The 25186-nt window shown below is 45.4% G+C and carries 27 protein-coding genes and 1 other RNA gene; 9 read left to right on the top strand and 19 right to left on the bottom strand.

The genetic code is table 11. From position 1 onward, the window contains the following. Window positions 1-252: 252 nt before the first annotated feature. The 6 genes from QUB56_RS18075 to QUB56_RS18100 all read right to left on the bottom strand — a co-directional run bounded on the left by QUB56_RS18075 (window position 253) and on the right by QUB56_RS18100 (window position 3898). Window positions 253-759, bottom strand: coding sequence for a molybdenum cofactor biosynthesis protein B (locus tag QUB56_RS18075; RefSeq protein ID WP_332956998.1), 507 nt, complete (start codon window positions 757-759; stop codon window positions 253-255). 83 nt (window positions 760-842) lie between these two features. Then, window positions 843-1178 (bottom strand): photosystem II reaction center protein Psb28, encoded by a 336-nt coding sequence (psb28, locus tag QUB56_RS18080; RefSeq protein ID WP_332957000.1) that lies wholly within the window; start codon window positions 1176-1178, stop codon window positions 843-845. 236 nt (window positions 1179-1414) lie between these two features. Next, window positions 1415-1642, bottom strand: coding sequence for a hypothetical protein (locus QUB56_RS18085; RefSeq protein WP_332957003.1), 228 nt, complete (start codon window positions 1640-1642; stop codon window positions 1415-1417). 78 nt (window positions 1643-1720) lie between these two features. Beyond that, window positions 1721-1909: an S-layer homology domain-containing protein gene (locus QUB56_RS18090; protein WP_332957049.1), complete on the bottom strand. Its 189-nt coding sequence runs from the start codon at window positions 1907-1909 to the stop codon at window positions 1721-1723. Between the two features lie 36 nt (window positions 1910-1945). After that, a complete protein-coding gene (locus QUB56_RS18095; protein ID WP_332957004.1) occupies window positions 1946-2542 on the bottom strand; it encodes a Uma2 family endonuclease in 597 nt (198 codons plus the stop codon). Window positions 2543-2836: 294 nt separating this feature from the next. After that, window positions 2837-3898, bottom strand: coding sequence for a hypothetical protein (locus QUB56_RS18100; RefSeq protein ID WP_332957006.1), 1062 nt, complete (start codon window positions 3896-3898; stop codon window positions 2837-2839). Window positions 3899-4020: 122 nt separating this feature from the next. Here QUB56_RS18100 and QUB56_RS37305 point away from each other — a divergent pair, with 122 nt between their 5' ends. Further along, entirely contained in the window at window positions 4021-4206 is a 186-nt protein-coding gene (locus QUB56_RS37305) for a zinc-ribbon domain-containing protein (RefSeq protein ID WP_445243370.1), read from the top strand. After that, window positions 4181-4417 (top strand): hypothetical protein, encoded by a 237-nt coding sequence (locus QUB56_RS37310; protein ID WP_445243369.1) that lies wholly within the window; start codon window positions 4181-4183, stop codon window positions 4415-4417. Before QUB56_RS37305 ends, QUB56_RS37310 begins: the two co-directional genes overlap by 26 nt. On the opposite strand, the gene QUB56_RS18110 is transcribed toward QUB56_RS37310, so the two are convergent. Then, entirely contained in the window at window positions 4331-6070 is a 1740-nt protein-coding gene (locus QUB56_RS18110; protein ID WP_332957010.1) for a hypothetical protein, read from the bottom strand. The two genes, QUB56_RS37310 and QUB56_RS18110, sit on opposite strands and share 87 nt — an antisense overlap. Before the next feature lie 159 nt (window positions 6071-6229). After that, window positions 6230-7237, bottom strand: a complete 1008-nt coding sequence (locus tag QUB56_RS18115; RefSeq protein WP_332957011.1) for an SMP-30/gluconolactonase/LRE family protein — start codon at window positions 7235-7237, stop codon at window positions 6230-6232. Between the two features lie 199 nt (window positions 7238-7436). Here QUB56_RS18115 and QUB56_RS18120 point away from each other — a divergent pair, with 199 nt between their 5' ends. After that, window positions 7437-7952: an acyltransferase gene (locus tag QUB56_RS18120; RefSeq protein ID WP_332957012.1), complete on the top strand. Its 516-nt coding sequence runs from the start codon at window positions 7437-7439 to the stop codon at window positions 7950-7952. A 122-nt stretch (window positions 7953-8074) separates the two neighbouring features. Here QUB56_RS18120 and QUB56_RS18125 read toward each other — a convergent pair whose 3' ends face one another. Next, on the bottom strand, window positions 8075-9799 hold the full coding sequence (locus tag QUB56_RS18125; RefSeq protein WP_332957013.1) for a zinc metalloprotease HtpX: 1725 nt from the start codon (window positions 9797-9799) through the stop codon (window positions 8075-8077). A 233-nt stretch (window positions 9800-10032) separates the two neighbouring features. On the opposite strand from QUB56_RS18125, the gene QUB56_RS18130 reads away from it, so the two are divergent. From QUB56_RS18130 to folB, 5 genes are all read left to right on the top strand, one after another. After that, entirely contained in the window at window positions 10033-11316 is a 1284-nt protein-coding gene (locus QUB56_RS18130) for a glutamate-5-semialdehyde dehydrogenase (RefSeq protein WP_332957015.1), read from the top strand. Between the two features lie 143 nt (window positions 11317-11459). Then, window positions 11460-12566: a formylglycine-generating enzyme family protein gene (locus tag QUB56_RS18135; protein ID WP_332957016.1), complete on the top strand. Its 1107-nt coding sequence runs from the start codon at window positions 11460-11462 to the stop codon at window positions 12564-12566. Window positions 12567-12742: 176 nt separating this feature from the next. Then, complete coding sequence (locus QUB56_RS18140; protein ID WP_332957017.1) at window positions 12743-12940, top strand: hypothetical protein; 198 nt, start codon at window positions 12743-12745, stop codon at window positions 12938-12940. Between the two features lie 88 nt (window positions 12941-13028). After that, on the top strand, window positions 13029-14396 hold the full coding sequence (locus tag QUB56_RS18145; protein ID WP_332957019.1) for a serine/threonine-protein kinase: 1368 nt from the start codon (window positions 13029-13031) through the stop codon (window positions 14394-14396). A 155-nt stretch (window positions 14397-14551) separates the two neighbouring features. Then, complete coding sequence (gene folB, locus QUB56_RS18150; protein WP_172190257.1) at window positions 14552-14908, top strand: dihydroneopterin aldolase; 357 nt, start codon at window positions 14552-14554, stop codon at window positions 14906-14908. Between the two features lie 84 nt (window positions 14909-14992). Here the strand turns inward: folB and nuoK are convergent, their stop codons facing one another. The 6 genes from nuoK to QUB56_RS18180 all read right to left on the bottom strand — a co-directional run bounded on the left by nuoK (window position 14993) and on the right by QUB56_RS18180 (window position 20831). After that, window positions 14993-15298: an NADH-quinone oxidoreductase subunit NuoK gene (gene nuoK / locus QUB56_RS18155; protein ID WP_190743676.1), complete on the bottom strand. Its 306-nt coding sequence runs from the start codon at window positions 15296-15298 to the stop codon at window positions 14993-14995. Window positions 15299-15376: 78 nt separating this feature from the next. After that, window positions 15377-16003: an NADH-quinone oxidoreductase subunit J gene (locus QUB56_RS18160; protein ID WP_332957020.1), complete on the bottom strand. Its 627-nt coding sequence runs from the start codon at window positions 16001-16003 to the stop codon at window positions 15377-15379. Window positions 16004-16133: 130 nt separating this feature from the next. Next, the gene (gene ndhI, locus QUB56_RS18165) at window positions 16134-16694 is read right to left on the bottom strand and encodes an NAD(P)H-quinone oxidoreductase subunit I (protein ID WP_332957022.1); all 561 of its coding nucleotides are present in this window, start codon (window positions 16692-16694) and stop codon (window positions 16134-16136) included. Window positions 16695-16796: 102 nt separating this feature from the next. After that, window positions 16797-17915: an NADH-quinone oxidoreductase subunit NuoH gene (gene nuoH, locus QUB56_RS18170; RefSeq protein ID WP_332957023.1), complete on the bottom strand. Its 1119-nt coding sequence runs from the start codon at window positions 17913-17915 to the stop codon at window positions 16797-16799. Window positions 17916-18413: 498 nt separating this feature from the next. After that, window positions 18414-18810, bottom strand: a transfer-messenger RNA (tmRNA) gene (gene ssrA, locus QUB56_RS18175). A 260-nt stretch (window positions 18811-19070) separates the two neighbouring features. Next, window positions 19071-20831, bottom strand: a complete 1761-nt coding sequence (locus tag QUB56_RS18180) for a serine/threonine-protein kinase (RefSeq protein ID WP_332957025.1) — start codon at window positions 20829-20831, stop codon at window positions 19071-19073. Between the two features lie 11 nt (window positions 20832-20842). Here QUB56_RS18180 and QUB56_RS18185 point away from each other — a divergent pair, with 11 nt between their 5' ends. Continuing rightward, on the top strand, window positions 20843-21064 hold the full coding sequence (locus QUB56_RS18185; protein WP_332957026.1) for a hypothetical protein: 222 nt from the start codon (window positions 20843-20845) through the stop codon (window positions 21062-21064). A 206-nt stretch (window positions 21065-21270) separates the two neighbouring features. On the opposite strand, the gene QUB56_RS18190 is transcribed toward QUB56_RS18185, so the two are convergent. The 4 genes from QUB56_RS18190 to QUB56_RS18205 all read right to left on the bottom strand — a co-directional run bounded on the left by QUB56_RS18190 (window position 21271) and on the right by QUB56_RS18205 (window position 25148). Then, window positions 21271-22230 (bottom strand): nucleotidyl transferase AbiEii/AbiGii toxin family protein, encoded by a 960-nt coding sequence (locus QUB56_RS18190; protein ID WP_332957027.1) that lies wholly within the window; start codon window positions 22228-22230, stop codon window positions 21271-21273. A gap of 100 nt (window positions 22231-22330) precedes the next feature. After that, complete coding sequence (locus QUB56_RS18195) at window positions 22331-22981, bottom strand: hypothetical protein (RefSeq protein ID WP_332957028.1); 651 nt, start codon at window positions 22979-22981, stop codon at window positions 22331-22333. Between the two features lie 46 nt (window positions 22982-23027). Next, a complete protein-coding gene (locus QUB56_RS18200) occupies window positions 23028-24956 on the bottom strand; it encodes a glycosyltransferase family 39 protein (RefSeq protein ID WP_332957029.1) in 1929 nt (642 codons plus the stop codon). Window positions 24957-24980: 24 nt separating this feature from the next. Continuing rightward, window positions 24981-25148, bottom strand: a complete 168-nt coding sequence (locus QUB56_RS18205; protein WP_332957030.1) for a hypothetical protein — start codon at window positions 25146-25148, stop codon at window positions 24981-24983. Window positions 25149-25186 lie beyond the last annotated feature (38 nt).

Consider the following 25186-nt stretch of genomic DNA (forward strand, 5'->3'; position numbering starts at 1 on the left):
CCCACGGACCACTCCCAACGGACCATCATTCCGGTGTTACCGGAATTGATATCACCCACGGCGCAACTGCGTCACCAGTCGATTTTAGATTTTAGATTTTAGATTTTAGATTGAAGAAATTGAAGAGATTGAAGAAAGCGACCTCATATCGTTTCCGGTTGGATGGGAATGAGAAAGTCAAGGTTCATAATTCCACATTCCCCCACGGACCACTCCCAACGGACCATCATTCCGGTGTTACCGGAATTGATATCACCCACGGCGCAACTGCGTCACCAAGTGAACTAATTCCGGTAAAATTAGCTTTTCCACAGCTAGTTTCACGGCATTGCTAGAGCCAGGAAGAGAAAAGACTAACTTGCCTTTATACACGCCTGCAACGGCGCGAGAGGCGATCGCCCTCGAACCAATTTCTTGATAGCTCAAAAACCGAAATATCTCCCCAAATCCCGGTAAAATCCTGTCTAGCAAACTTTCCAGGACATCGTAAGTCGTATCTCGGGGAGCGATGCCCGTCCCGCCGTTAACAATGATTGCATCCACATCTTCACGCTGGGAAAACGCCTGCATTTGCAATAAAATTTTTGCCGCATCATCTTTAATAACAGTGTAAGCTACCACATAGTGACCGGCATCTTTTAGCAGGTTATTAGTTAACAAGCCGCTATTGTCTGTGTCACGCGAGCGCGTGTCGCTAACAGTAATGATAGCGCAATTTACGTTTATTTTAGATAAGTCGGGGTGAGGAATTTGCTTCATAGTTTCTTCTTCTAAGTAATCGGCAACCGGCAACGGGCGATCGGCTAATTACCCATTGCCAATTACCAATTACCAACTACCCATTATGCCTTGCTAAATCCTAAGCCGTTTGCTTCCGAGTAGCGTTCCATGAAACGCATAAATCGATCCCATTCTGCGGAACTTTTCATTATATAAAGAGCTTCCAAACCCTCAGGCTTACCGTTGATGAACTTAGCGTTAACATCGCGAGTGATGATTTCGCCTTCGTCGTCGATCATGTACATTCCAGTAATGTCTTCGGTACTGGTGTTGCTGAGAGCTGTGGGCTTTACAAAGATAAACGTGGCAGTGCCTTGCTCTCCGCTTTTAGAACGGGTTAGGCGCACTTCGGGCACAGCATCTTCGTCTATACCCCGAGAGAATTGAATTTTAGCCATAATCTGACAGTCGAACCTTAAAGATTGCTTAATTTCTTAATGTTCAATCATAAAACGATTCGGGTACTCGCAAATCAATACTTGGAAGAGTGGAAGCGGGCAAGAGTCGGTGAGTGTGGGCCAGAGTGAGGGAATCGCAGACAAGGGCGAGGAGAGATGGGTTGGTTGTTGGTAGCCCAAGTTCTCCTCTCCCTTGTCTCCCTATTCCCTGAGACGATGTAGGGAGAGTTAATTGGCTAGGCCCGGTTTGTGGCTACCAGAGTTTGGTAAATGAGGGCGGATATCTCGCCGCAGGTGATGTCGCGGGCGGGGGAAAGCTTTTCGGGCGCGGGATAGTTGACCGGGATTTTGCCCTCTGTGGCGGTTGCTATGGAGTCGGTTCCAAAACTGGGAATCTGAGCTCGATAGACACAAACGCTCAAAGAATTCGGATTGCCACCGACAAACTGCAAGCCGTTTACCAAAGATTCGATGCGTCTCAGCTATAGTCAAATTCTGCTGCGGGCGAAACGTGCTGTCTGGATATCCAGCCAAAAACCCAGCTAGATTAGCCCGGGGTTCCCGGGCGCCCAAAAATCCGCCGCCTCACGGCGCGGCAGCAATTCAAACGCCTTCGCCAGCAAAGCCGCATACTCAGCCCTAGTTAAACTCTCGTCAGGTTTAAAAGAGCCGTTGGGAAACCCGCTAACAATATTCATCTTTGCCAAGCGCGAGATAAAATCCGTGGCCAGCGTGCGTGCTGATTAGGAAAATCGAAGGTCTTGCTGTCATGTACGATCGATCGAGATTCCCTGCCCAAAAACCTTAACCGCTTCAGCAAAATCAGTTTCACCCATTAAAATGCAGCGTCTTAGCAAATCGATATCCAGCGTTTCCAATCCTGACAGTTGACTCTGAATTACTTGCTCGTAGCCATCTTCGCCCAGATGATACAGCCGCAGCGTGCCATCTTCCCAAAACCAGATTTCAGGCACGCCCAAAGCTCGATATTTTGGCAACTTGCTGAGTCCACCGCTAGTATAAACCACCTCGATCGACAAATCGGGAATCAACTTAGGTTCTCCCAAACAAAACGATTTGTCTGCTTGAGTTGAAACTTCTGGCGTCTTCTCCTGCGTCATTGAACCAGAAGGGTAAAACTTAATAGCTTGTTGCAGCAGAAAAGTGGTCACCAAGTAAGCAATAATTTCAGAAAAATTTTCGTGTTGGAATCCCGGCATCAGAATCTCGATCGCCCCTGCAAAAAAAGACAACTTTATGCCAGGGGAAGCTTCCGAAACCTTCTGGATTAACTTGAATTGCTCCCAAGTGCCGTTGAGCACCACTCGCCCATCGAGAGTTTCCCGATCGAGAACTTGTGTCATTGACCCGCACCATTATCTCTTATGGGAATTATAACGTATTGGGCGATCGATCCTACAGAATATCCATGCAGCAATTGTAGCTGAGGAATCCGAACAGTTTTTCTCGTTTTATCAGAGCCAGTACGAATCACAATTGTATTATGTCCGGTCGCTCGAGCGCAATATTTGAGCAAGCTTGGGTGGGTTTACGAGACAGGACTTACCCAGGCACACTATATAAAGTAATATCGCCTTTTTAACATCAAATAACCAAATGAAGATTGGAAAGCAGCAGGGATGGAAGCTTACGCTTGCTTATAAATCTATAGATGATAACTCTATTAACTTTTTTAACTTTTCTTCCTCTAGCTCTATTCTGTGTCTTAAATTCATCGCAGGCCAGTTTGTATATGAATACTCAAAATTAAACCAAGGCAGCAAAGTTAATTTTTTCCATAAAGATGGTTTAATTGCTTTTTTACTGAAAGGGTTTTCTAAAATTACCGTATTTCTGGAAAAAGATATTATGACAGCATCTAATTTAGTAGGTTTAGTAGAATTTCTAAATCGTCCCGGATGACCCATTTTTTTTTCATCATTAAGAAGCCTATCCAAGCTAAAGTCTTGAAAAATAGGAGCATCTTTCCAGCCATAAAAGGCATACCATAATTCTCCCGAGTCAAAAGCCCCATTCCTAGTTCTTACAGGTAATACTCTCTCGACTTTATCTAATAATTTCCATACCTCATCTTGAAAATCTAACCATAGGATAGACGTAGAGTTTGTACTCATTTGATGCTCTCTTTGTTTTATAGCGCATAGTTTGCTTATAGCATTTGCAGTTACATTTTCATCTTTTTTTTCGGGTTTTCCATAAGGAACAGTTCTATGCTCAGCAATAACCGATCCTGTGTTTCTGTCACTCTCAGTCCTTTCATTCCTTAAATCATTGTAGAATTTTTCTAACGATTCAGATTCTTTATCATGCAACTGCTTTGAGTGTACTTCTATAAAAACTTTTTCTTGGTTATCTTCAACCCAAAAATCCGCTCCGTTTTCGTTTATTGGTTCTACTGAAATACCAGCCTCTAGTATGGCTCCCAAAGCTCTGATTTCTCCTAAAGCTCCAGAAGAAGTTGAATAATCATCAATATTAAGAAGCCTTGGCTTTAAATTCCTAAGCCATTGAGTATGATGTTGCTTGAGATGCCTCAATGCTCTTTCAGTATTTCTTATAACTTGAAAGTCTCTTTCGCCTCTATCTTTGGGATATAATAGTCTCTTGACAGGGTGACACCTATCTTTGATGGTAGTATTTCTTATATTTTCTATTTCCGATTCCGAAAGCTCTAAAAATTGTTTTAGTTGATCTGTCATTTTTTTACAAAAATTAACAATTTACAACAGGTATTTTCGATGAAAAACCCTTTATCAATTATAGACCCTCAACTAGCCGCGCAGTGGCATCCCACAAAGAATGGTGGCTCACTCCAGAACAAGTGGCAGCAGGCTCAGCAAAAAAAGCTTGGTGGCAATGTTCTAATGGGCCTGACCACGAATGGCCAGCTTCTATTACAGGAAAACCCTCAAGAGTGGGCGCATCACCATACTTTGTATCAAGAATCAAGAAAAAATTGGGCAGTTATTCCCTAGGAGGAGATGATTCGCTGGTGTCAACCACGTAGCGACTACACTATTGGTGATTTTGGTTCCGGTGAAGCAAAATTAGCTGAGGCAGTTTCAGATAGACCTACAGTTTACAGCTTTGACCATCTTGCTATCAATGATAATGCGATCGCCTGCGATGCCTTAATTTCCCGCCGATTTCACAATACAAGACGCCTCCAAAACCACTACAATTTCATTCTCAAAAACAGCACAACTTGTCATTGCTGAAGCTAAGGCGGGAATTTTCCCTTGTTTGAGAGAAAGCATCGCCTGCGGTGTAGAATCAAAGTCATCGATCCAGCCGTAATTCTCTACATAATCAAGAGTCAAAGCCTTGCGATCGAGCATCCAAAAATCCACTCCATAGTTATCTATAAAACTTTGCAATACAGCTCGCTCGGGAGTGTACTGAGCGCGAATTAAATCGTTAACTCGCTGCAGATATTGGCTGTAGTAGCCTTTCTGATAAGGCACTGCATATTCCTTTGCCACCAAAACCGAACGCTGACTAAATGTTGGCAAATAATCCGTCTCTGCCGCGATCGAAGCAATCAAGATATCTTTAGGTTGTTCCTGAAAAAATTTGTACAAATCCGGCATTTTACCTTCTACATACCCGACTGTGGGAAATTTTTCAACCAAGCAGGGATAAAGCAGGACTGTGACAGCGATTGTCGCTGTCGTAATTAGTGCAACTAGGTTTTTAAAATGAAATGTTGTTGCCGTTTTTGATGCCCAATGACCGACTCCATCGATAATTAAAGTTAGGGCGATCGCACTTATCAAAACAATAATAAATCGCAAACTGTAGGCCGTATAGCGACCTGGTTGATACAGCTTAAAAATGGTGGCGTGAGCCGCAAAAAATATCGCCGAGGATGCTAAAAATAGCTGAAGCAAAAGCCAGATTTTGCTTTGAATCTGATTTGCTAAGGGAAAAGCCGATCGCAAAAACAGCAGCAGCGGAAATAACAGCCCGACACAGTGAGTTACAGGCGTAAACAGCGACTTGGGAAACATCCCGCTGCCCCGCCCTGTCAGCCAATAATCTACCGGGTTTGGACGAAAAAAAGCATTTCTGCCGTCTGGTGCAAATTCGCCCATTTGCTTCGCTTCTGCTGCGGTATAAGTTGGGCCAAATTCAGAGTTATCTAAGGCATAGGGCAGCATTACTAAAAAGATTACTCCCAAACCTGTAGTGCAAAATAGGTAATTAGTTCGATCGCCCGACAAGCGCAAGCCGCCATTTTCCCAGCCTAGCAGCCGCAAAACTAAAATTCCAGCAGCAACCAAGGCGTAAGGAGGATAGAATAGTCCGATCAGGGCGATCGCTCCCAAACAAGGCAGCAAGGAACTTCGCGACAAATAATATAAAAAAGCCAGAAATATCGGATAGATAAAAGCTCTTGGCGTTGTGGAAGCCAAATCGTCGGTCATCCACATATGCTGATTTAGCAGCAAAGATGCAATAAATCCACTCATCGGCACTGGCAGCATTTCTAGGCAAAGACCAAAACAGTAATAAGTGGAGATTAAGCCGAGAAATAGCGGCAATATTTTGTGAAAAAATAGCGGGTGAATCCCAATTGTTGCTGCTAATTTGTAGAGCGTGCTGTATCCTGCAGGGGCGACTGATTGAAAATAATTAGCAATGAAATCCTTGGGGAATAATTCAGGATCGACAAACCGCATCATCCAGAAAACGTGCTGCCTCGCATCGTCTTGCACCATATACTCGGCGCTAAAGACTTGCTTGAGTCCTAAAATACCATAAACTGTGGCAAATGTCAAGCTCAGAGTTAACCAAAATATTGTGTGCGATCGCGATGTGCGATCGACTTTAGCAGTCAGAAATTTGTGCAACCGAGCTATTAATACCATTTGAGGTTTGAGATTTGAGATTTGAGATTTGAGAATGACTAATTTTCAAAAGTATGATTATATCATGCCCGCTCAATTACCCCTAATAAAAAGTGTTTGTCGTGAGAACTTTAGTCCTCACGACAAACCGCTTTACTTTCAAATTCGCCCTATTTTAGATTATTTTCCAGGCCGCACACCCGCAATTTTAAGTCGAATCCGATACAGACTTGTATTTGCCGTAATGTAAAGCGTTTTGCGATCGCTTTCTCCCCAAGCCAAATTAGTCGCCGTCTCAGGCACAGAAATCTTCCCCAAAAGCTTGCCATCCGGCGATAAAATCCACACTCCCCCCGGCCCGGTGCTGTAAACATTCCCCTCTAAATCAACTTTTAGACCGTCGGGAACTCCGCCTTGACTGGCATCTTTTAAATCAGCAAAAAGCCGCTCATTTGTAACAGTTCCGTCCGGTTTTACATCGTAAACAGCAATGTATTTCGCTTCCGAATTGTTGACATAAAGTTTTTGCTCGTCTGGTGAAAAAGCGATGCCGTTCGGCAGCACCAAATCCTTAACCAGCAGAGTTAATTTTCCGTCGGGTGCCAGCCTGTAAACACCGTAAAAACCCAATTCTTCCTGCTCTTTAGTAACACCGTAGGACGGATCGGTAAAATAAATGCTGCCGTCGGATTTAACAACCAAATCGTTCGGACTGTTAAGCCGCTTGCCCTCGTATCTATCCGCCAATGCGATCACTTTGCCGTCTTTTTCAGTGCGGGATACGCGGCGATTTTCGTGTTCGGCAGTAAGTAAGCGGTTTTCTTTGTCTAAAGTATTCCCGTTGGCTTTTCCCGAAGGGCGGCGAAATACCTCAACTTCCTGATTTGAGGCGAATTTATAGATAATATCGGCGGGAATATCGCTGAACAGCAAAAAGCCGTCTGGATGCCAGATCGGGCCTTCTATAAATTGGAAATCGCCAGCTACTTTTTCTAATTTCGCACTGGCATCAAGAAAATCTTGCACGGTGTTTTTTTTATCCCTATTTTTCGTTTGGGCGGTCAAATTTGTTAAGTCTTCCTTAACTTTTTTGCTGGGGTTGCTGACTGCTAAACTTAATACTATCAACAACAAACTAATTGTAGCAATTTTGAGTGTCATGTTGGCGATCGTAATTTCATTAACCAAGAGCTGATATTATGTTTGGTTAGACAGCGTATTCCAGTATAGTAGGGACTTAGGCGCTTGCCTATTGGTGTCAACTTAAGACTGGAACCCTTTCAAGGATTAGAAAATTCAGCATATCAACTGTGCCAAATCAACACAAGATTGGTAGTGCGGGAAATGTTAAACCTGACTTACATAGAAAAAAAATAGTTTTGCAATCATGAACAAAAAACTTAAGCTACTTGCCATTAAAATTTACGATACATTGTTATTGGCAAAAATATTTAACTTCGCAATTGACAGGTATATGGAAAGAAACATTCTTCATAAATACTTGCTTTATGGGAATGAAGATCGCTTGCAAATTGATCGAACCGCAGTTGTAAACAATGCTACATTTAACACAATTTCTGGTTTCATTAAAATAGAAGAATATGCGTTTTTTGGACTGCACGTGACAGTGTTAACTGGCACCCATGATTATAACACATTCGACCGTGAAAGACAGACAACAGTTCCGGGTGTTGGAAGAGACGTAATCATTAAAAAGGGAGCTTGGCTCGCTAGTAACGTTACTGTGATTGGGCCTTGTATAATTGGAGAACATTCAGTCGTAGCGGCTGGTTCTGTTGTCAATAAAGATGTACCACCTTATACTCTTTTCGGTGGGGTTCCCGCTAAACTCATCAGAAAAATTACTCCCCCTTCAGATACCAATCGAACAGTCCATGAATAACCAATTATACTGGATATTATAGCAAAATTCTCCTTCGGCGATCGGCAGATACCCCACTTCTTCAAAAAATCGGGTATCTGCAAATACACCATTTTATCCTTGGCCAAGCAATCAATCAAATCTTAAGCTGGAAATGACACAAATAGAGATGCAGTCCCGATCGCGATCGCACCTATACCCATGACAAAAGACCAGAAGCGGTGATAGCTACTAACCACCGTACCGCTATGGCTTTCAAGCTGAATCAAATCCATCCAAGGTGCCACACCCCGGCGGAACCAACCCAAAGCGCTAACATCCATTCCCATCAAACTTTTAACCCGTTTCATGCCAAACAGAAAATTACCAATTGGCCCAAAACGAGAAGCATAGCGCAGATAAATCATTCCCGTTGTGTCTTGCAATTTCAAATCAGAACCGAAGGTATAACCCGCATCGCCGCGACCAATTAATTCGCCTTGCAGTTTCGCAGGTTGACCTCGCAAAGGACTTGCATAAGGGTCAGACATTAAAGTTAAAACATCCAAAGGTTTGGCTTGTTCGTAATTCGGGAACATCACCAAAGTCTTGAGCAAAATTCCCACGCCCAAAGCGATTAAAGGACAAGCAACCATCATCATCGGATTTACAGCATACAGCGCAATGCCGATCGCCAAACCCACGGCTAAGCCCAGAGTTTCTGCACTGTACAGCAGCAAATCGAACACAAAATTTCCGTACAATCTCCCCTTGCTCAAATGGTTGCCTTCGCCGACAATCCGGCCCATGTCAAACTCAACATCCAAGCCTAATTGTTCGGCATAAGTGCTCAAAGCGCGAACTCGTTTACCAGTCAGCGGGTGAGTAGAGTTCAACTCCATCCACCAACCCCAGGGATTAAACATATCCCACAAAAACACTCGCCCAATCTTTTCTGGTTCCGAAGAAATCCTGTAAGCAGTGCCAGTAGATGTGGCAGCTTTAGCATCGTAAATGCCTAAAGCGCGAGTTCCTTCTAATAAACGGCTGGGTTCTGTTGCTGTTTGTCCTTCTTCCAAAATACCGTAAGCAATTTTTACCAAAGCGCGAGACAAAGCATTGGGGTTGCCAGTAGTTTCGGCTGCAAAACGGTCGGCAAAATATTCTCGCGTCCGCGACAAATACAGCAGCAAATAAGTGCCAGCGAGGTAAAACAAATAAGCAACAGCAGCTACAGTACCCGCCGCATCTTTAGCTTTGTTGCCACCACTTCGACCCATTCTTTGAGCGGTAGTGTAAATTAAATAAGTAATCTGCACCAAAGTCGAAGCTAAAGTCATTACTGCAAAGTCCCAGTGGACGATGTGACCGAGTTCGTGGGCGTAAACAGTGGCAATTTCATCGTCGTCTAAATAGGTGAAAAGACCTTGACTGACGACTAAGCGAGCGCTGTTGGGAAATGAACCGTAAGTAAAAGCAGTAGGGTTTTGGTCGTCGATAATTCCTAAACGCGGCTGCTGAAGTTTTTTCTGCTGGCAAACCTTCTTAATAACTTTCGCTGTTTCGGGACTTAGGCTTTCAATTTCTGCTAGGGAAACCCAGCGAGTATGGTAGAGCCAATTTTGGGTTAAGTCCATCAAGTAAGGCGATAGGAAAAAAGCAGCGATGTTAAAAATCAGAGTTATGGGAAGTGCGATCGACAATCCGACGACTGGATCGGGACTGTTGAGAATCAAAACTGAGGCTAAGGATAGCGCTAACACCATACCAAATAGCATGGTAATAGTGACGCCGGAAGCTAAAACGAGATTTGGGCGAGTTTTTTGTATCAGTTTAACGCCGGCTTTGGGCGATCGCCCTGCCTTGCGTAAGGGGGCCTGAGATGACATAATACTCTCCGAAGGTTATTGACAAATGGAAATGATCGTGGGATTTTGTCTATACTTCCCTGTTTTAACGTGTAAAGGCGAATGGCTGTAAGGGATCTCAACAAAAATATAGAATTTCTTTGAGAATTGTTAAAACAGAAAACCGCCCCTAAATTTATTTCTAGGGATTCAATTCAACACTCAAAACCCAAAACCCAAAACCCAAAACCCAAAACTATTTAAAATTTACTGCTATGTCTATTATTGAAATTGCCCAAAAAACGCGCGTATCTGCTAGAAAGTTGGCAGTTTTGTCCGCTGATGCCAAAAATCAAGCTATTGAGGCTGTGGCGAAAGCTTTAGAAGCTGCTGCGGCGGATATTGTGGCGGCGAATGCGGCTGACTGCAAGGCGGCCGAGGCGGAGAGAATTGCCAAACCGCTGTACGATCGCCTCAAGTTGGATGAGAGCAAGTTGAAAAGTGCGATCGCAGGCGTGCGCGACGTTGCGAAACTCCCTGACCCGATCGGTGTCGTGCAAATCCACCGTGAATTGGATACAGGATTAATTCTGAAGCGCATCACCTGTCCTTTGGGCGTTTTAGGCATTATTTTTGAAGCGCGCCCAGAAGCTTTAATTCAGATAGTATCCTTGGCAATCAAATCCGGAAACGGCGTCATTCTCAAAGGCGGCAAAGAAGCAGTCCGTTCCTGCGAAATCTTGACAAAAGTGATACATCAAGCATTAGCAGAAACACCGGTTAATCCAGAAGCCGTGCAGTTGCTCACCACGCGGGAAGAAACAATCGAACTGCTCAAAATGGATGAATATGTAGATTTGATTATTCCCAGAGGTTCTAATTCCTTCGTGCGGTTCGTGCAGGAAAACACGCGGATTCCCGTCTTGGGACACGCCGACGGAATTTGTCATCTGTACGCCGACAAAGCGGCGGATATTCAGAAAGCAGTAGAGATTTCTGTCGATGCAAAAACTCAGTATCCAGCCGCCTGCAATGCCATTGAAACCTTGTTAGTTCACAGTGCGATCGCCCCCAAATTCCTGCCCGCAGTTGCCGAAGCTTTGCAGCAGAAAAAAGTCGAATTGCGGGGAGACGAAAAAACTCGCGCCATCCTAGAAAATATTGCCGAAGCAAATGATGCAGATTGGTCTACAGAATACAGCGATTTAATTTTGTCAATCAAAATAGTAGATTCTGTGGAAGAGGCAATTAACCATATCAATACTTACGGTTCCCGACATACAGATGTCATTGTTACCGAAGATAGCGAAACCGCCGAAACATTTTTAAATGGAGTCGATGCGGCCGGAGTTTATCACAATTGTTCGACTCGATTTGCCGACGGTTTCCGCTACGGTTTCGGTGCAGAAGTGGGGATTAGCACGCAGCAAATGCCGCCTCGCGGCCCTGTTGGTTTAGAGGGGTTGATTACCTATAAGTATCGAGTTGTTGGAGATGGCCATGTTGCCGCGAGTTATGTAGGGAAAGATGCTAAGGAGTTTACGCATCGAGATTTGTAGTATAGGACTTACCCACGAGTGGTCAGAAACCGGGTTTTTTTACGAAAATACTTTGTTAGAGTGCGTAGATAAGCTAAAAAACCCGGTTTCTTTGGTTACAGTGTGTAAGTGCCGATCTAGTTTGGAGAGCAAGAAATAAAATTATGACAGAAACTCAAAATCAACCCAGAGAATACGATGCCGTCAAGGGCGGTGAATCTCCAGTGCCATTAGGTGCGGCCGTCTTAGGCGGGATTCCCGGCGTTAAAAGTCGTTTAGCTTCAGCCGCTGCCGAAGTCCGAATCGCCGCACTGTCTGAAGCACTCAAATATGGGAAAACGGGCTTAGATTTAATCATGGGCGCACTGCAAGATGATAAATCAATGGCCGTGAAACTGGCTGCATATTGGCTGCTGAGAGGCATAAATCAACTAAGTCTCAAACAGCAGTTCCAAAACTATTTGCCTACTTTTGACTTTGATGTGATAAAAATTGATTCGTATAAAAAAAATCCCACCCATAATTATGCTCACTTCTTCCCCGAAGACTTAGGGAACGGAATTGTGCTGGAAATGGTTTATATTCCAGGTGGCATTTTTATGATGGGTTCACCAAGAACACGGAAACATCCTATAATTGATGAACAAAGCCCCGAGCATCAAGTAAAAGTACCCGCTTTTTATGCAGGAAAATATGCCATCACCCAAGCACAGTGGCAAGCGGTGATGGGAAACAACCCATCCTATTTCCAAGGTGAAAAACGTCCTGTTGAAAATGTATCCTGGGATGATGCCGTCGAATTTTGTGCCAAACTCTCGCAAACAACCGAGAGAAAATATCGCCTTTTGAGTGAAGCAGAATGGGAATACGCCTGTCGTGCCCGAACAACAACCCCATTTCATTTTGGGGAAACCATTGCCTCCGATTTAGTCAACTGTCAATATGAATCAGTGCGTTACTTGGTACCCCTGCAATATCCGTCCAAAGAAACAACTGATGTCGGGAGATTTCCCCCCAATGCCTTTGGACTATACGATATGCACGGAAATGTTCAGGAGTGGTGCAGCGATAGGTGGCACGGAAACTACGATAGCGCACCAACTAACGGAAGCTCCTGGGAAGCTGGCACGGATAATTACCGAGTGCTGCGTGGTGGCTCCTCGAACGACGAGCCGTTTTGTTGCAGAAGCGACTTTCGTACTTACGGTTGTTCGGCCGAGCGCAGCTTGCTTCAGCTCTCCGGTTTTCGAGTTGCTCTGGTTTCCCCGTAGCCTTTGGTTTTTGGAAGATTTGAATATGAAATTGGCGCAGGCTCAGGCTCTAGCAGAAATCGATTTACAAAATAGCCGCTTTACGCTCGCGACCGGGAAAGAATCAGAAAGTAGTTAGAAGCTTTGATAGTATTGAGAGGTGAAACAGATGCCCGCTAGCATCACAATTAACCCTCATGAAGTTCAGCAAATCTCGCAAGCGCGTACAATCAGTTAGTCTGAAAAACGCTGTACTGGGAGCAATAGAAAAAGAACACCCAAATTACGTACAAACAATGGCTGAAGTTGTGCAGGAATCTTTGGCTAAATCAGGCGATCGTCCTGCATTGACACCGGATGAGTTTTGTGAGTGGCTAAGCAGTGTTTCGGATTAACCCATCTGACTCCCTGGTAAACAAACTTAGCTACAATAAGCTATACTGTGCTCGGCGACTCCCCAACTCGAACAATTTTCCGTTGTTTATGTCTAACTCCTCCCTCCTCGCCCCCGGTTCAACTCTCGAAAAACGCTACCGCATCCTCCGCGAATTAGGCCGCGGTGGCTTCGGCCGCACTTACCTCGCCGAAGACATCAACCGCTACAACGAACATTGCGTGCTCAAAGAGTTTTCTCCGGTTGTTCACAGCCCGAAAGCTGCCGAATTGTTCGATCGCGAATCGAGTATGCTTTACAACCTCCAACACCCGCAAATCCCCCGCTTTCGAGAACTCCTGCGAACCGATATCGGCGGCAATCAATCTTTATTTTTAGTGCAAGATTATATCCCGGGTCAAACCTACGAACAAATACTGATATCGCGTCAGCAACAAGGTAAAAATTTTACAGAATCCGAAATTACTCAACTGCTATTTCAGCTTTTACCAGTTTTAGAATACATCCACTCAAAAAATTTAATTCACCGCGATATTTCCCCGGATAATATTATTCAGCATGATGCTGACAAACTACCATTTTTAATTGATTTCGGTTCAGTCAAACAAATCGCAGCTAATGCCGTACATCAGTTTAACCGACAATCCGATACGGCGATCGGCAAACAGGGTTATTCGCCCCCGGAACAAATGCGGCAGGGTAAAGTGTCTCCGGCTAGCGATTTATATGCTTTAGCAGTCACGGCTTTAGTCTTGCTAACGGGCAAAAAGCCTCAAAAATTGTACGATATTAACGGCAAAACTTGGGATTGGCGATCGCACGTCAGTGTCAGCCCAAATTTAGCCGCGGTATTGGATAAGATGCTAGCAGAACAACCGGGCGATCGCTACCAGTCTGCAAAAGCAGTCCGCGAAGCACTCAAAGATCCAAAACTATCTCAAATTAGCAGTATAATTTCCCAAATGGTGACAATGAACTTTGTCGGCCGCCCTTTCAAAAACGCCACTCAAACTGCTACCAGCAATCATACTCCTGTTAACCCCAACCCTCAAATTGTTAAAAACCACAACATTTTTAAGTTAATACCTTGGAAAACCCTAGGGAGTTTAAGCGTGGTTTTGTTGCCCGGAATGTTAGCTTTTAGTGTAGTCAAATCTGGTTTCACGTTGCCCAAGTTGCCGGATTTACCTAAATTTTCTTCGCGCCAGCAACCTGCCGATACATCCTTACAGCAAGCTGAAATAATTCGTCAAGAAAAGATTGGTAAACGGCGCAAAAATCTCAATATAAATCAAGATATCTTCTATCAAAAAGTTGATGAATTATATTACAATAAATATCCCGAATTCCAAGGTCGTATCTTGACAGAAAAGCCAGAAGATGCAGAAATTAGGCGGAAATGGTATGAAGTTGCTGAGGATTTACTGGACAAGTTGGAGAAAGGAGGACAGTTGTGAAATTTAAGATAAAATAAGACTGATTTAACCGCAGAGGTCGCAGAGGGCGCAGAGGGAAGTGGTAAAGGGATCGCAAAAAGAGAGGGAAGAGAAAGATAACTTTATCTGGTTTAATACAAATTGGTATAGGCAACGCACTTTTAGTTTATTACAAAATGGATTCTATTCAACTTACAGGAATTCGCTGCTACGGATATACGGGCTATCTGCCGGAAGAGCAAGTTTTGGGCCAGTGGTTTGAAGTGGATGTTACTCTCTGGCTGGATTTATCGCAAGCTGGAAAAAGTGATGATATTCAACACACTCTTGATTACCGCAGCGCAATTACTCTGATTCAAAAGCTAGTCAAAGACTCGAAGTTTTTATTAATCGAACGCCTAGCAGATACTATTGCCCAAGCGCTTTTACAACTACCCTTAGTCGAAAAAGTTAAACTACAACTCTCGAAACCTGCTGCCCCCATCCCTGATTTCGGTGGCAGAATTACTCTAGAAATTACTAGAAGTCATTAGTCCTTAGTCCTTAGTCATCAGTCTTTAATCTGCATTAGTTTGTCACTAATGACTGATGACTGATGACTGATGACTATTGACTAATTACCACTTCAGCAAATTAAACTCTTCCATGTCTACTGTATTGCGGTTGCGATAAATCGCCAAAACAATTGCCAAACCTACGGCAGCCTCAGCAGCGGCTACGGTAACTACAAACACCGTAAATACTTGACCTTTAATCTGTACGGGGTCAAGATAATTGGAGAAAGCCATCAAATTAAGATTGACAGCATTCAGCATCAACTCGATTGACATTAACACCCGCACCGCATTTCGGCTAGTAATCAAACCATAAACACCAATGCAGAAAAGTGCGGCGGCTAATAACAGAAAATACTGGAGTTGCAGTTGCATAAATTTTGCGATTTTCTCTCAATCAATATTACTACCAAACAGACAGATAGGTGCGCAGCGCGCACCCTAGTGTTACTTAGATTCCGGCGAAGAAACATCTCCGGCAGAAACTAATTCGCGAGGTCTTTCTTGCAAACTAAAAGCTGGTGTTTCAGATAGCTTGTTCGACGACAATTGATCGGGCAAGAAATCGCGGCGTGCTAGCACAATTGCTCCTACCATTGCCATCAACAAAAACACTGATGCTAACTCGAAAGGTAGCAAATAGTCAGTGAAGAAATGTTTGGCGATCGTGACGATCGAACTTTGTGCAGGTGCTCCTGTCGTCGCCACAATAGCCCAAGGACTAGAAACCACCATCGTACCCAAAAGCGCAAATAAACCAGCACAAACCACTGCTGTGGCTACTTGACGCACCCAAGCGTTGGGAATAGTGCGGAAATCTTCTCGCTTGTTCACCAACATAATCGCAAACAAAATCAAGACGTTAACAGCGCCAACATAAATCAATACCTGCGCTGCTGCTACAAAGTCGGCATTCAGCAACAGGTACAACCCGGCAATGCTCGTAAATACGCCGCACAGCAAAAAAGCTGAGTAAACGATGTTGGAGAACAGCACTACTCCTAATGCTCCTGCAATCATCATTACGGACAGTATGCCAAACGAAACAATTTGAACCCCTTCGGCTAGATTCACAATTTTTAATCCTCAATCCTTAGTTTTCTATGGTTCGTTTTTACTTATTAGTTAGCAGTCATTGATAATGATTATTTCACTAATAACTGATGACTGCTGACTAATGACTAATTACCTATTTTTCGAGAATTTACTCTGAAGGGAGACCAGCGCGCCGATCGCTGCTGGGAACTTCATGAGGGTTGATCGGACCTTTCGGCAAATAAGCGAATTCCCGCAGCGGTGTTACCATCGGGTCATCTGTAACCTTGTAGGGCAAACGTCCGAGAGCCACGTTGTCAAAATTCAATTCGTGGCGCTCGTAAACGCCTAACTCGTATTCTTCTGTCATGGACAAACAATTAGTCGGACAATATTCTACGCAGTTGCCGCAGAAGATACAAACACCGAAATCGATACTGTAGTGCTTGAGTTGTTTCTTCTTGGTTTCTTTGTTAAATTCCCAATCCACTACAGGTAAGTTGATCGGACACACCCGAACGCAAACTTCGCAGGAGATGCACTTGTCAAATTCAAAGTGAATTCTGCCCCGAAAACGTTCGGAAGGAATTAATTTCTCGTAAGGATACTGCACCGTAATCGGGCGGCGTCTCATGTGGTCAAAAGTAACAGCTAGACCTTGACCGATATACTTAGCAGCTTGAAAACTTTCTTTGGCGTATTCGCCTACTTGATTGAGGAATTTTAGCATGGTGTTCTCTCTCTGTACTTGAGTTTTTGGTCATTGCTAATTGATAATAGGTAATTGGTTAACAGCTTTTTTTTTTACCTGTTGCCATTTACCTATTATCAATTAACCGCCAAAAGCAAAAGGAAAGGCAAGCTTCAAAGCTGCGGTCAATAGCAAATTAACTAAAGCAACGGGCAGCAAAAACTTCCATCCCAAATCTAGCAATTGGTCGATCCGAACTCGCGGCAGAGTCCAGCGGAGCAGAACTGCCAGAAACAGGAAAAAGTAGGCTTTCAGCATGGTCATCGTAATGCCCAGCGTGCCGGTAATTACCTGCAACCAAGGAGTCGTCTCGCTCAATCCCAGGGCATTTGTGATGACTCCGACCGGAATCGGACTTTCCCAGCCGCCGAGGTACAAAACTGCTACTAGCAGGCAAGAAAGGACTAGGTTAACGTAGGAAGCGATGTAGTACAAAGCAAATTTCATGCCCGAGTACTCAGTCTGATATCCTGCTACCAATTCTTCTTCTGCTTCCGGGAGGTCAAAGGGCAACCGTTCGCATTCTGCTAGTGCTGCGATCCAGAAAATCAGGAAACCTGCGGGTTGCCGCCAGATATTCCAGCCGAGAATGCCGTAGCCGGCTTGCTGGTGTACGATGTCGATCGTACTGAGGCTGTTGGACATCATCACAACTGCCAATACTGCCAAAGCTAGGGGAATTTCGTAGCTGAGGGATTGAGCGGCTGCTCTGAGTCCGCCTAGGAGGGCGTATTTGTTGTTGGAAGCATAGCCGGACATCAGCAAGCCGATCGGCTGAATGCTAGAAAGAGCAATCCACAGAAATATCGCTGTCCCGATATCGGCGATCAGCATATGCTCTCCGAAGGGCACGATTAAGTAGGAGAGAAAAACTGGAATCACCACAATTACCGGGCCCAGCGTGAACAGCAGGGCGTCAGCTTTTGCCGGTACAATGTCTTCTTTGAATACCAACTTCAGACCGTCGGCAACGGGTGCTAGCGTTCCCAGAGGGCCAATAAATTCCGGGCCTACCCGCTGTTGAGCGGCGGCGGAAATTTTCCGCTCTAGCCAGACACTAGTAAGTACCCCGAATACAGCACCGACAATCATCAGCAACATTGGCAGCGGTAGCCAAAGCACTTTGGCGATCTCCGCCGGCAAGCCCCAATTGATTAGGGCTTCTACGAAACTTCCTTGTAAGTCAATTCCTGGGTTCATTTTTCCAGCTTTTGAGCGCTCAGCATATAATTTTTCACCCGTCCTTCGTAGGAGTAGGCTTAAAAATCGGGGTCTTTGTAAAGATTTTTAAGGCTTTACCGCCTAATAGTATATCGCCCGACAGGCTCTAAGAACGTACAGACAGGGTGAAGTTATAATTATATGAACCCGCAGCCTCGCTAATGGGTTGGTAATTTATGTTGCTTGTTGACTGTTGAGTGTTCATTGGTCGATCGATTTTGAGCCAGCAATCAATCAGGATTTACGCACTCTCGTGTCTCAAACCTCGATCCCCCTGGCGCCCACCGCGTCCGGGGGGGGACAAGAGAACTCAAAGTCAACCCCTACTCCCCTTTTTAAGGGCGATTTAGGGGGATATAGACTCAGCTATAAGCGAGATATAGCTCAAACAAAAGGACCCAGAGTTAACTCTGGGCCCTTTTAATGCTTTAAAGTAACTTTCAAATGGTTTAAACCATTGATTTTACGTTACTTTTTTTATGGAACTGGGCAGAATCGAACTGCCGTCCAAAGCGGGTATTTACCTTCCGATCGTTCACAGGTTTATCCCTTCTCATCCTCAGGGCGGGAACCATCTTTATCCCAAATGGGGGGATTTTCTAGTGATTGCTTTCCTAGCTAGCCGACTAGAAACGTTTAGCTAGGGCATCCGTTGGGGGTTGTTCTGCTACCGTTAACGGAGTTAGGTGGCAGACGCTCTAAACTGGGCTTAAGAAGTTTTTAGGCTACAGCAACAGTTTTGTTTACACGAGCGAAAGGAACGATGTTGTTCGCATTTACTTTTTTGTTTGAGCCGATATTAACGAGAGTAGACTCCCTCTCGACCTGCATCACGGAGCAGCTTTCGCCACCCTGTCGAAACCATTACAGCCCCTCGTGTGTTCTTTGATCATAGACAATATTTCGTGTTGCGTCAAGGGATTTTAGATTTTAGATTTTAGATTTGGGATTTGGGATTGGGGATTAAAGAAACCGGTTTTTTTGCGGTTAAGGCGGGCTGTAGCGATTTGAGATTTGGGATTTGGGATTGGGGATTGGGGATTAAAGAAACCGGGTTTTTTGCGGTTAAGGCGGGCTGTAACGAAGTATCTGGCAAAAAAAACCGGTTTCTGACCTCCCGTGCGTAATTCCTAATTAATGCAAATTTTCGTCCCAGACGCCGATGTAAATCCGATCGCGCTCATTCCGTTCGATCGTCCCTTCCAGCGAACCCTTCTTAAACGTAAACCGATTAGTTCGGCGCTGCTGCACGTCTCGGAAGCCTTGCAAAATCTCCCGGCTGGCGCCGCCCACCATCCCGTTTAACGCGGTTCGCACTACCAAATCGTCCACCGACTGGGCAAAAGAACCCTCTGTTTGTACTAGCTGGCCCGAATCGCGATCGTAAATGTAGCCGAGAGTAATCCGATTTGGCAATATTTCGTAAAGTGCGGTGCGAGTATTTGGCCAATAGCCCCGGGCTTTAGAGTCAGTGGGTTCTCCCAATTCGGATAAAATCTGACTTTCCGCCGTACCAACGGCAAACCCAGGGATTGTGGGAGTCTTCCGATCGTTGGTTCCCGGTTGTTCGCTGGGTGCGGGCGATCGATCGGGCGGCAACTCTTTGTCAACAAGTTTTTCCGTCGGCTGTTCTAGGGGCGGTGCCCCCCTGTCCGCCCCCGTTGGGGCTGGTGTTGGGGTTGGGGCCGGTGTTGGGGTTGGGGTTGGAGCCGGTGTTGGGGTTGGAGTTTCCGCAGCAGGCGGCGGAGTTTCTCTGCGAGTCGGCGAGAAAGGCGTTGGTGCGGGCGCGGGAATTGGTGCGGGGATCGATCGCGCCTCTGGATCTGCTGGGGCTGATGTGCGATCGTCCTGGGCTACCGGTGCGGGTTCCGAAGACGGCCTGTTGAGGAAAACCCTCGCAATCCCGACCAAACCTGCCACAATAAGTGCGATCGCCGCGAGCCCCAAAATCGACCAAACCTTGCGGTTGCCGGACCCAGAAGGCACCACAGCAGGCGCTGTTCTGGAACCCGCAGGCGACTGAGGCCCGTGTCCCGGAATCACCGCCACCGTCGGCCCGGTGCTCGGCGACGCTGCACCGTGAGGCTGCCCCCGCAGCAGCGACAGCCACTCATCCACGCTAGCAGGGCGATTTTGAGCCTCTACCGTCATCCCCCGCATCACCCCCGAACTGACCGCGGCACTTAGCTGAGGCTGCAAGTCCCGGGGTGAAGGCATCGGCTGGCTGGTGCGCAAAATTGCAGCCACCGGCACCTGTGCTGTCAGTAAAGTGTAAAGCGTCGCCGCCAGACCGTAAACATCTGTTGCGGGCGTATATTTTCCTTGGGCAAAATACTGTTCGGGGGGCGCGTAGCCGTCGGACACCATATTAGTGTGACTTTGGGTTGCACCAGGAGTAAACTCGCGGGCTATGCCAAAATCAATCAGCACAACTTCGTGAGTACCTTGGCGCAAAATAATGTTTTGCGGCTTGACATCTCGGTGCAGCAAACCCTTTTGATGCACCACTTTTAAAGCAGCCCCTATTTGCGTGATGTAGAGAATTGCGAGATTTTCTGGCAGCGGATTATTTGAACCGACTACATCGCCCAAATTCTGACCGGCTATGTAGTCCATCACCATGTAAGGCTGTCCGTCTTCCACAAAGAAATCGCTGACGCGGACAATATTCGGATGGACGCAGGAAGCCAACCGCCTCGCTTCGTCTTGAAATTTGCGATCGAACTCAGCAAAATTGGGTTGCTGTCGCAGAGATTCGTTGAGGGTTTTTATGACTACAGGCTGTCCTAAATAGCGGTGATTTGCCCTGAAAGTTATTCCAAAGCCGCCTCTTCCCAATTCTTGTTCGAGGGTGTACTTTCCACCCTGTAAAGTTTTGCCGATTAGCGCATCCATATATTTAGGCGATGGCGTACCAGATAATATGGCTGATTATGGCACGTATGGTCGGCCCTCCTCACCACTCCAAAGGGCGATCGCAATCCTCGATCGGCGTTGCCATTCCGAACCGAATCGATTATCGCATCCCTGGGACTGATAGAAGAAACAGTGTCTCCTGCACAGATGCCCCGTCAGATTCAGATAATAACACTGCATTGCTAGTCTGTCCTGCGATCGCGATCGGTTGAAGTGACTGACTCATGGGAGCGATCGACTGCTGCAACTGCTTTTGGGCTTCATTGATTGGAATCCTAATCTTCCCCTTTTCTAAATACGCTTTTCTCGATGATGTTGGGTGGCTGTAGACACTCCCTTAATTATGAGCGATCGCTCCCTTTCTGACTTCTATGATATCTATCTAATTCCTTGATTCTCTAACCAGTTATCTAAAGGTTCAATCATCAAGGTTGGCAAATGTCGGTGCTAAGGCCCGTGAAAGCCGAGCTTGCCAATCCTTTGCCTCCCCTTCAACCCCAGGATACTCTAGCTTAAAATTGTCCCAATCTAGATATGCTGAACCCGGTGATTCTGTCCAAGGAAATCCAGATTTCCAAGAAAAGTTTGGTTGCCCTGCAGCCTGATTCTTCCAATCTTCACTTGAATGAAGAACTTTATAAAGAATGTCAAAGGACAATGAAGTTTGCTCCGCTAAGAGTGTTGCATCATACAAATCTTTGCCTTGTGGATAAGTATCGGTTTCTAACCAAAGCAATTTCCATGCCAATGACAGTTCTTTAGAAGCTGCCCACACTAAACTATTTTCAGCAATTGAGGAAGGGATATATACCTGAATTGGCTGGCACAACAGTTCTTCATTAAAAACCACATCCATATGCAAATCTCCTGAAGGAAAACCGTCTGCTTTCCAAGGAAAAATAATGCGCCTACCTGATGCACGTTCATAAGTCCAAATCTCAGTTATGGAGATTTTGTCAACGTCAATAATCGCATTACCTACATGAGGATGATCTGAAACTATCTGAATTAATCCATTGAACAATTCTCTAGATAAAGGGGAATTGACGCTAATATCGTGAGGTCTAAAAACCCAATCTATATCACCGGGTTCTCTCGCCACATCTCCCAACCATGCTTTCAGTAATAAACTACCTCGTAAAACAAGGCGATCTTTCCAGATTGAACAACTAATAATTTGCAGCAGATAATCCATAACTTGCCGACGAATATTCAGCCATTGAGTTCTAATTTCTGGATCTTCAAATATTGGCTCTCCCAGACGAAATGCTCCCCGAAGATGCTTCTGGGGAATTAGTGCAGGCTCGAAAACTGTTGGCCGTTCAATTTTCTGACCTTGTTCTGAAACAATAATGTATGTCTTCGGATCGTATTTCATTAATCCTCCTTTATATTATGCTTGATAGTTATCCCTGTGAAATTGGTGGTTTTTTCCCTATTATACATCCTCTCCTCCGATTTTATATTCTGCTTGATAATTATAGGTGTAAAATTGGTGATTTTTTCCCTTGAATCCAACCTGCGTCAAGGTCAAGATTACTATCATAGACAACAAATTCTGCTTCGACATCGATCGCTAAATATCTCAAAGTAGCAATCGCTTTTAAGAGACTTTGAAGTTGTTGTTGAGCTTCAACACGACCAACAGAGATACAACGCTGAGTGACAAATCGCTCGTGATATTGGTCACTCCGAGTCTGGAAGAGATTACGAGAGAGATGAGCACAATGTCTTTGGGCCAGGTCAATCAGAGGCAGAATATCAGCAGAAGGTTCAAGCAACAGTTTGATATGATGCTCAAAGTAGCGATCGCATGGATGGTTTAGTGCTTCGGCATTAGACTGCGGAACACTCTGGTTCCACTGTGGCACCTCAATTTTGATGCGTGTCACCGTGAAGCCTTCAGCATTTAGAGATTGGCTTGAATCAAATGCAGTCTTTAACTCGTTTGTCAGGCTACCTTGCCCATGCCGCGTCAACATTAGTTGAGATACAGTAACCCCACGGTCTAGAACTATATGGAGAAGTTTTAGACCATGATTAATGCCCCATTGTTCAAGCGCCTCTACTCTGTCCAAGTCCTTGAGGCAAACGGTAATGTGAGTTTCAAATTTTCCAGTGAATTCCATGAATTCTTCCTAATAGGTCGGCTCACCGCAGCCGCACTACAATGCACTATCGAAACGCTTGTCTCGGAACCCTGGCGAGTTGGTAAGCGCCCCGACTGTCCAACAATTGATATTGATTTGGCTGCAATCCTAATTCCACAAATTTGTCTGGATATCCCAGTACCAAAATAGAGGGAGAAGTTGGGTTTTTAGATTGCTTAATGTAGTCGATCGCCTTGGTGACAGCTCGGTAGTAAGTCACCGGTCCTTGGGTATAAAAAACCAGACTTGGTTTCCAGAAACCAACCATAATAAACTCTTCCCCCGGCAGTTTTTGTTGAACGGCAACCTGCGCTAACTGTCTCAGAGGTAACTGGCGGTTGATATCGACCACTTTGTAGGCTGGAGTAAGACCAAAGATGATAAATGCTACTAACCCGATGAAGTTAGCAACCAAAATCCAGCGCTGTTGCCGCTTCCAAAGTAAAAGTGCGATCGCCACCGCTGCAGTTATCCAAATCGCACCGCCGACAATCAGCAATCCCGACTGCTGAATTGCTTGGGGAAAATTGGGCATTGCCGGGTCATCTCCCAGCCAGTTGTAGCAGTAGAAAGTTGCTCCGGCTACAATTAATAAAAATATCACATTAAAAATGTATGTAACTAACAGCCCTCGCGGTAAAGAATTCAGTTTTTTTTCTAACTTTGCCCGCCTGTTTTCGGGTTCGTTGCCTGCAATAATATCGCTCCACAGCAGCGTTACCAAAATCGCAGCGGCGGGGATTAAAGGCAATACATAACTGGGCAATTTGGTCACGGCGATCGTAAAAAAGCCAAAGATGCAGCCGAACCAAAATAGGGCAAATAAACTCAACTGAGCCGCTCGCGGTTGACGGCGCCAGTAACTGCGCTGCCAAAAACGGGTGCGGGCGATCGCCACCGGCAAATAAATCGACCAAGGTGCAAAACCAACTAGCACTACAAAAAAGTAAAAATACCAAGGCGCCGAGTGCTTGTTGACTACTCCAGTAAAACGCTGGAAATTGTGATAGCCGAAAAAACTGTCAATATAAGTTTGACCGTTGGCTAAAATAACCAAAATGTACCAAGGCAGGGCGATCGCCAGAATAATCAAGATTCCCGACACCGGACGCATTTCGCGCCAAAGTTGCCGAAAATTTCCCAAATAAAGCCCGAAGCTGCCAACAATCAGCGCTGGCACGACAATTCCCACAGGCCCCTTAGCCAGAATTGCTAAGGCAATTAGTACGTAAAAAGTCAGATACCACTTATTAGGAAATCTGGAAGCGGAAACAGTGGAAAATTCTGCTTGTTCTCTCTGTTCATCTAGAGTGTAACCGAGGAAAAATGCCAGCAGTGCCGAACACATACAGCCGACTAATAGCATATCTGAAACGCCAGTCCGTCCCCAGGCAATAGTTTGGGGATTTAAAGCTATTAGGGCCGCACCAATCCAAGGAGTAGAAAAAAAGAGCGGAAGACGGGGAGTTTTGAGTTTTGAGTTTTGAGTGGGGAAGAATTTTCCTTCTTCTTCATCCCCTCTTCCTTCTTCCTCCTTCCTTCTTCCTTCTTCCTTCGAGAGGGTATAAAATCCCAGGCAAGTCAGACCTATCGCGCACAAAGCCGAGGGAAGACGCACGGCCCATTCGTTAACGCCCAGAGTGCGGTAAGCCACCGCCATCAGCCAGTAAATCAACGGCGGTTTGTCAAACCTGGTTTCGCCGTTGAAATAAGGAGTGATCCAATCCCCTGTCACCGTCATTTGACGGGCCGCTTCGGCAAACAACGGTTCGGTTTCGTCAACTAAACCGATATTGCCGAGATTCCACAAGAAACCTACCCAGGCGATCGCGAACAGCCACAACAGCGACAGCAGCTTTGGCGCGATCCTCTTGGAGGGCTTTCCTTCGGATCGCAACGCTTTCGCTAACGGGCCCTTCCTAAACTCTGACAAATTTTTAATAACTTCCTTCACCCAAACTTCCTGCGATTTTAGATTTTAAATTTTAGCGCGCATAGAGAGTCTACCGAAAGATTCGCATTCTCGAAACTCCCAATTCGATCGAATCCGGTTCAACTGAGATGTTCCACCCTTCTCAACAAGGCTTTCATGGGCGGGATCTCCTGCCCATCCCAGAAGAAAATTCACTCTTTGTGGAACAGGCATCTTGCCTTTTCTTTATAATGGTGCCGCTATGTGAGTTT

Origin of the sequence: Microcoleus sp. AR_TQ3_B6, from assembly GCF_036702785.1 — a bacterium.
Classification (GTDB): Bacteria; Cyanobacteriota; Cyanobacteriia; order Cyanobacteriales; family Microcoleaceae; genus Microcoleus.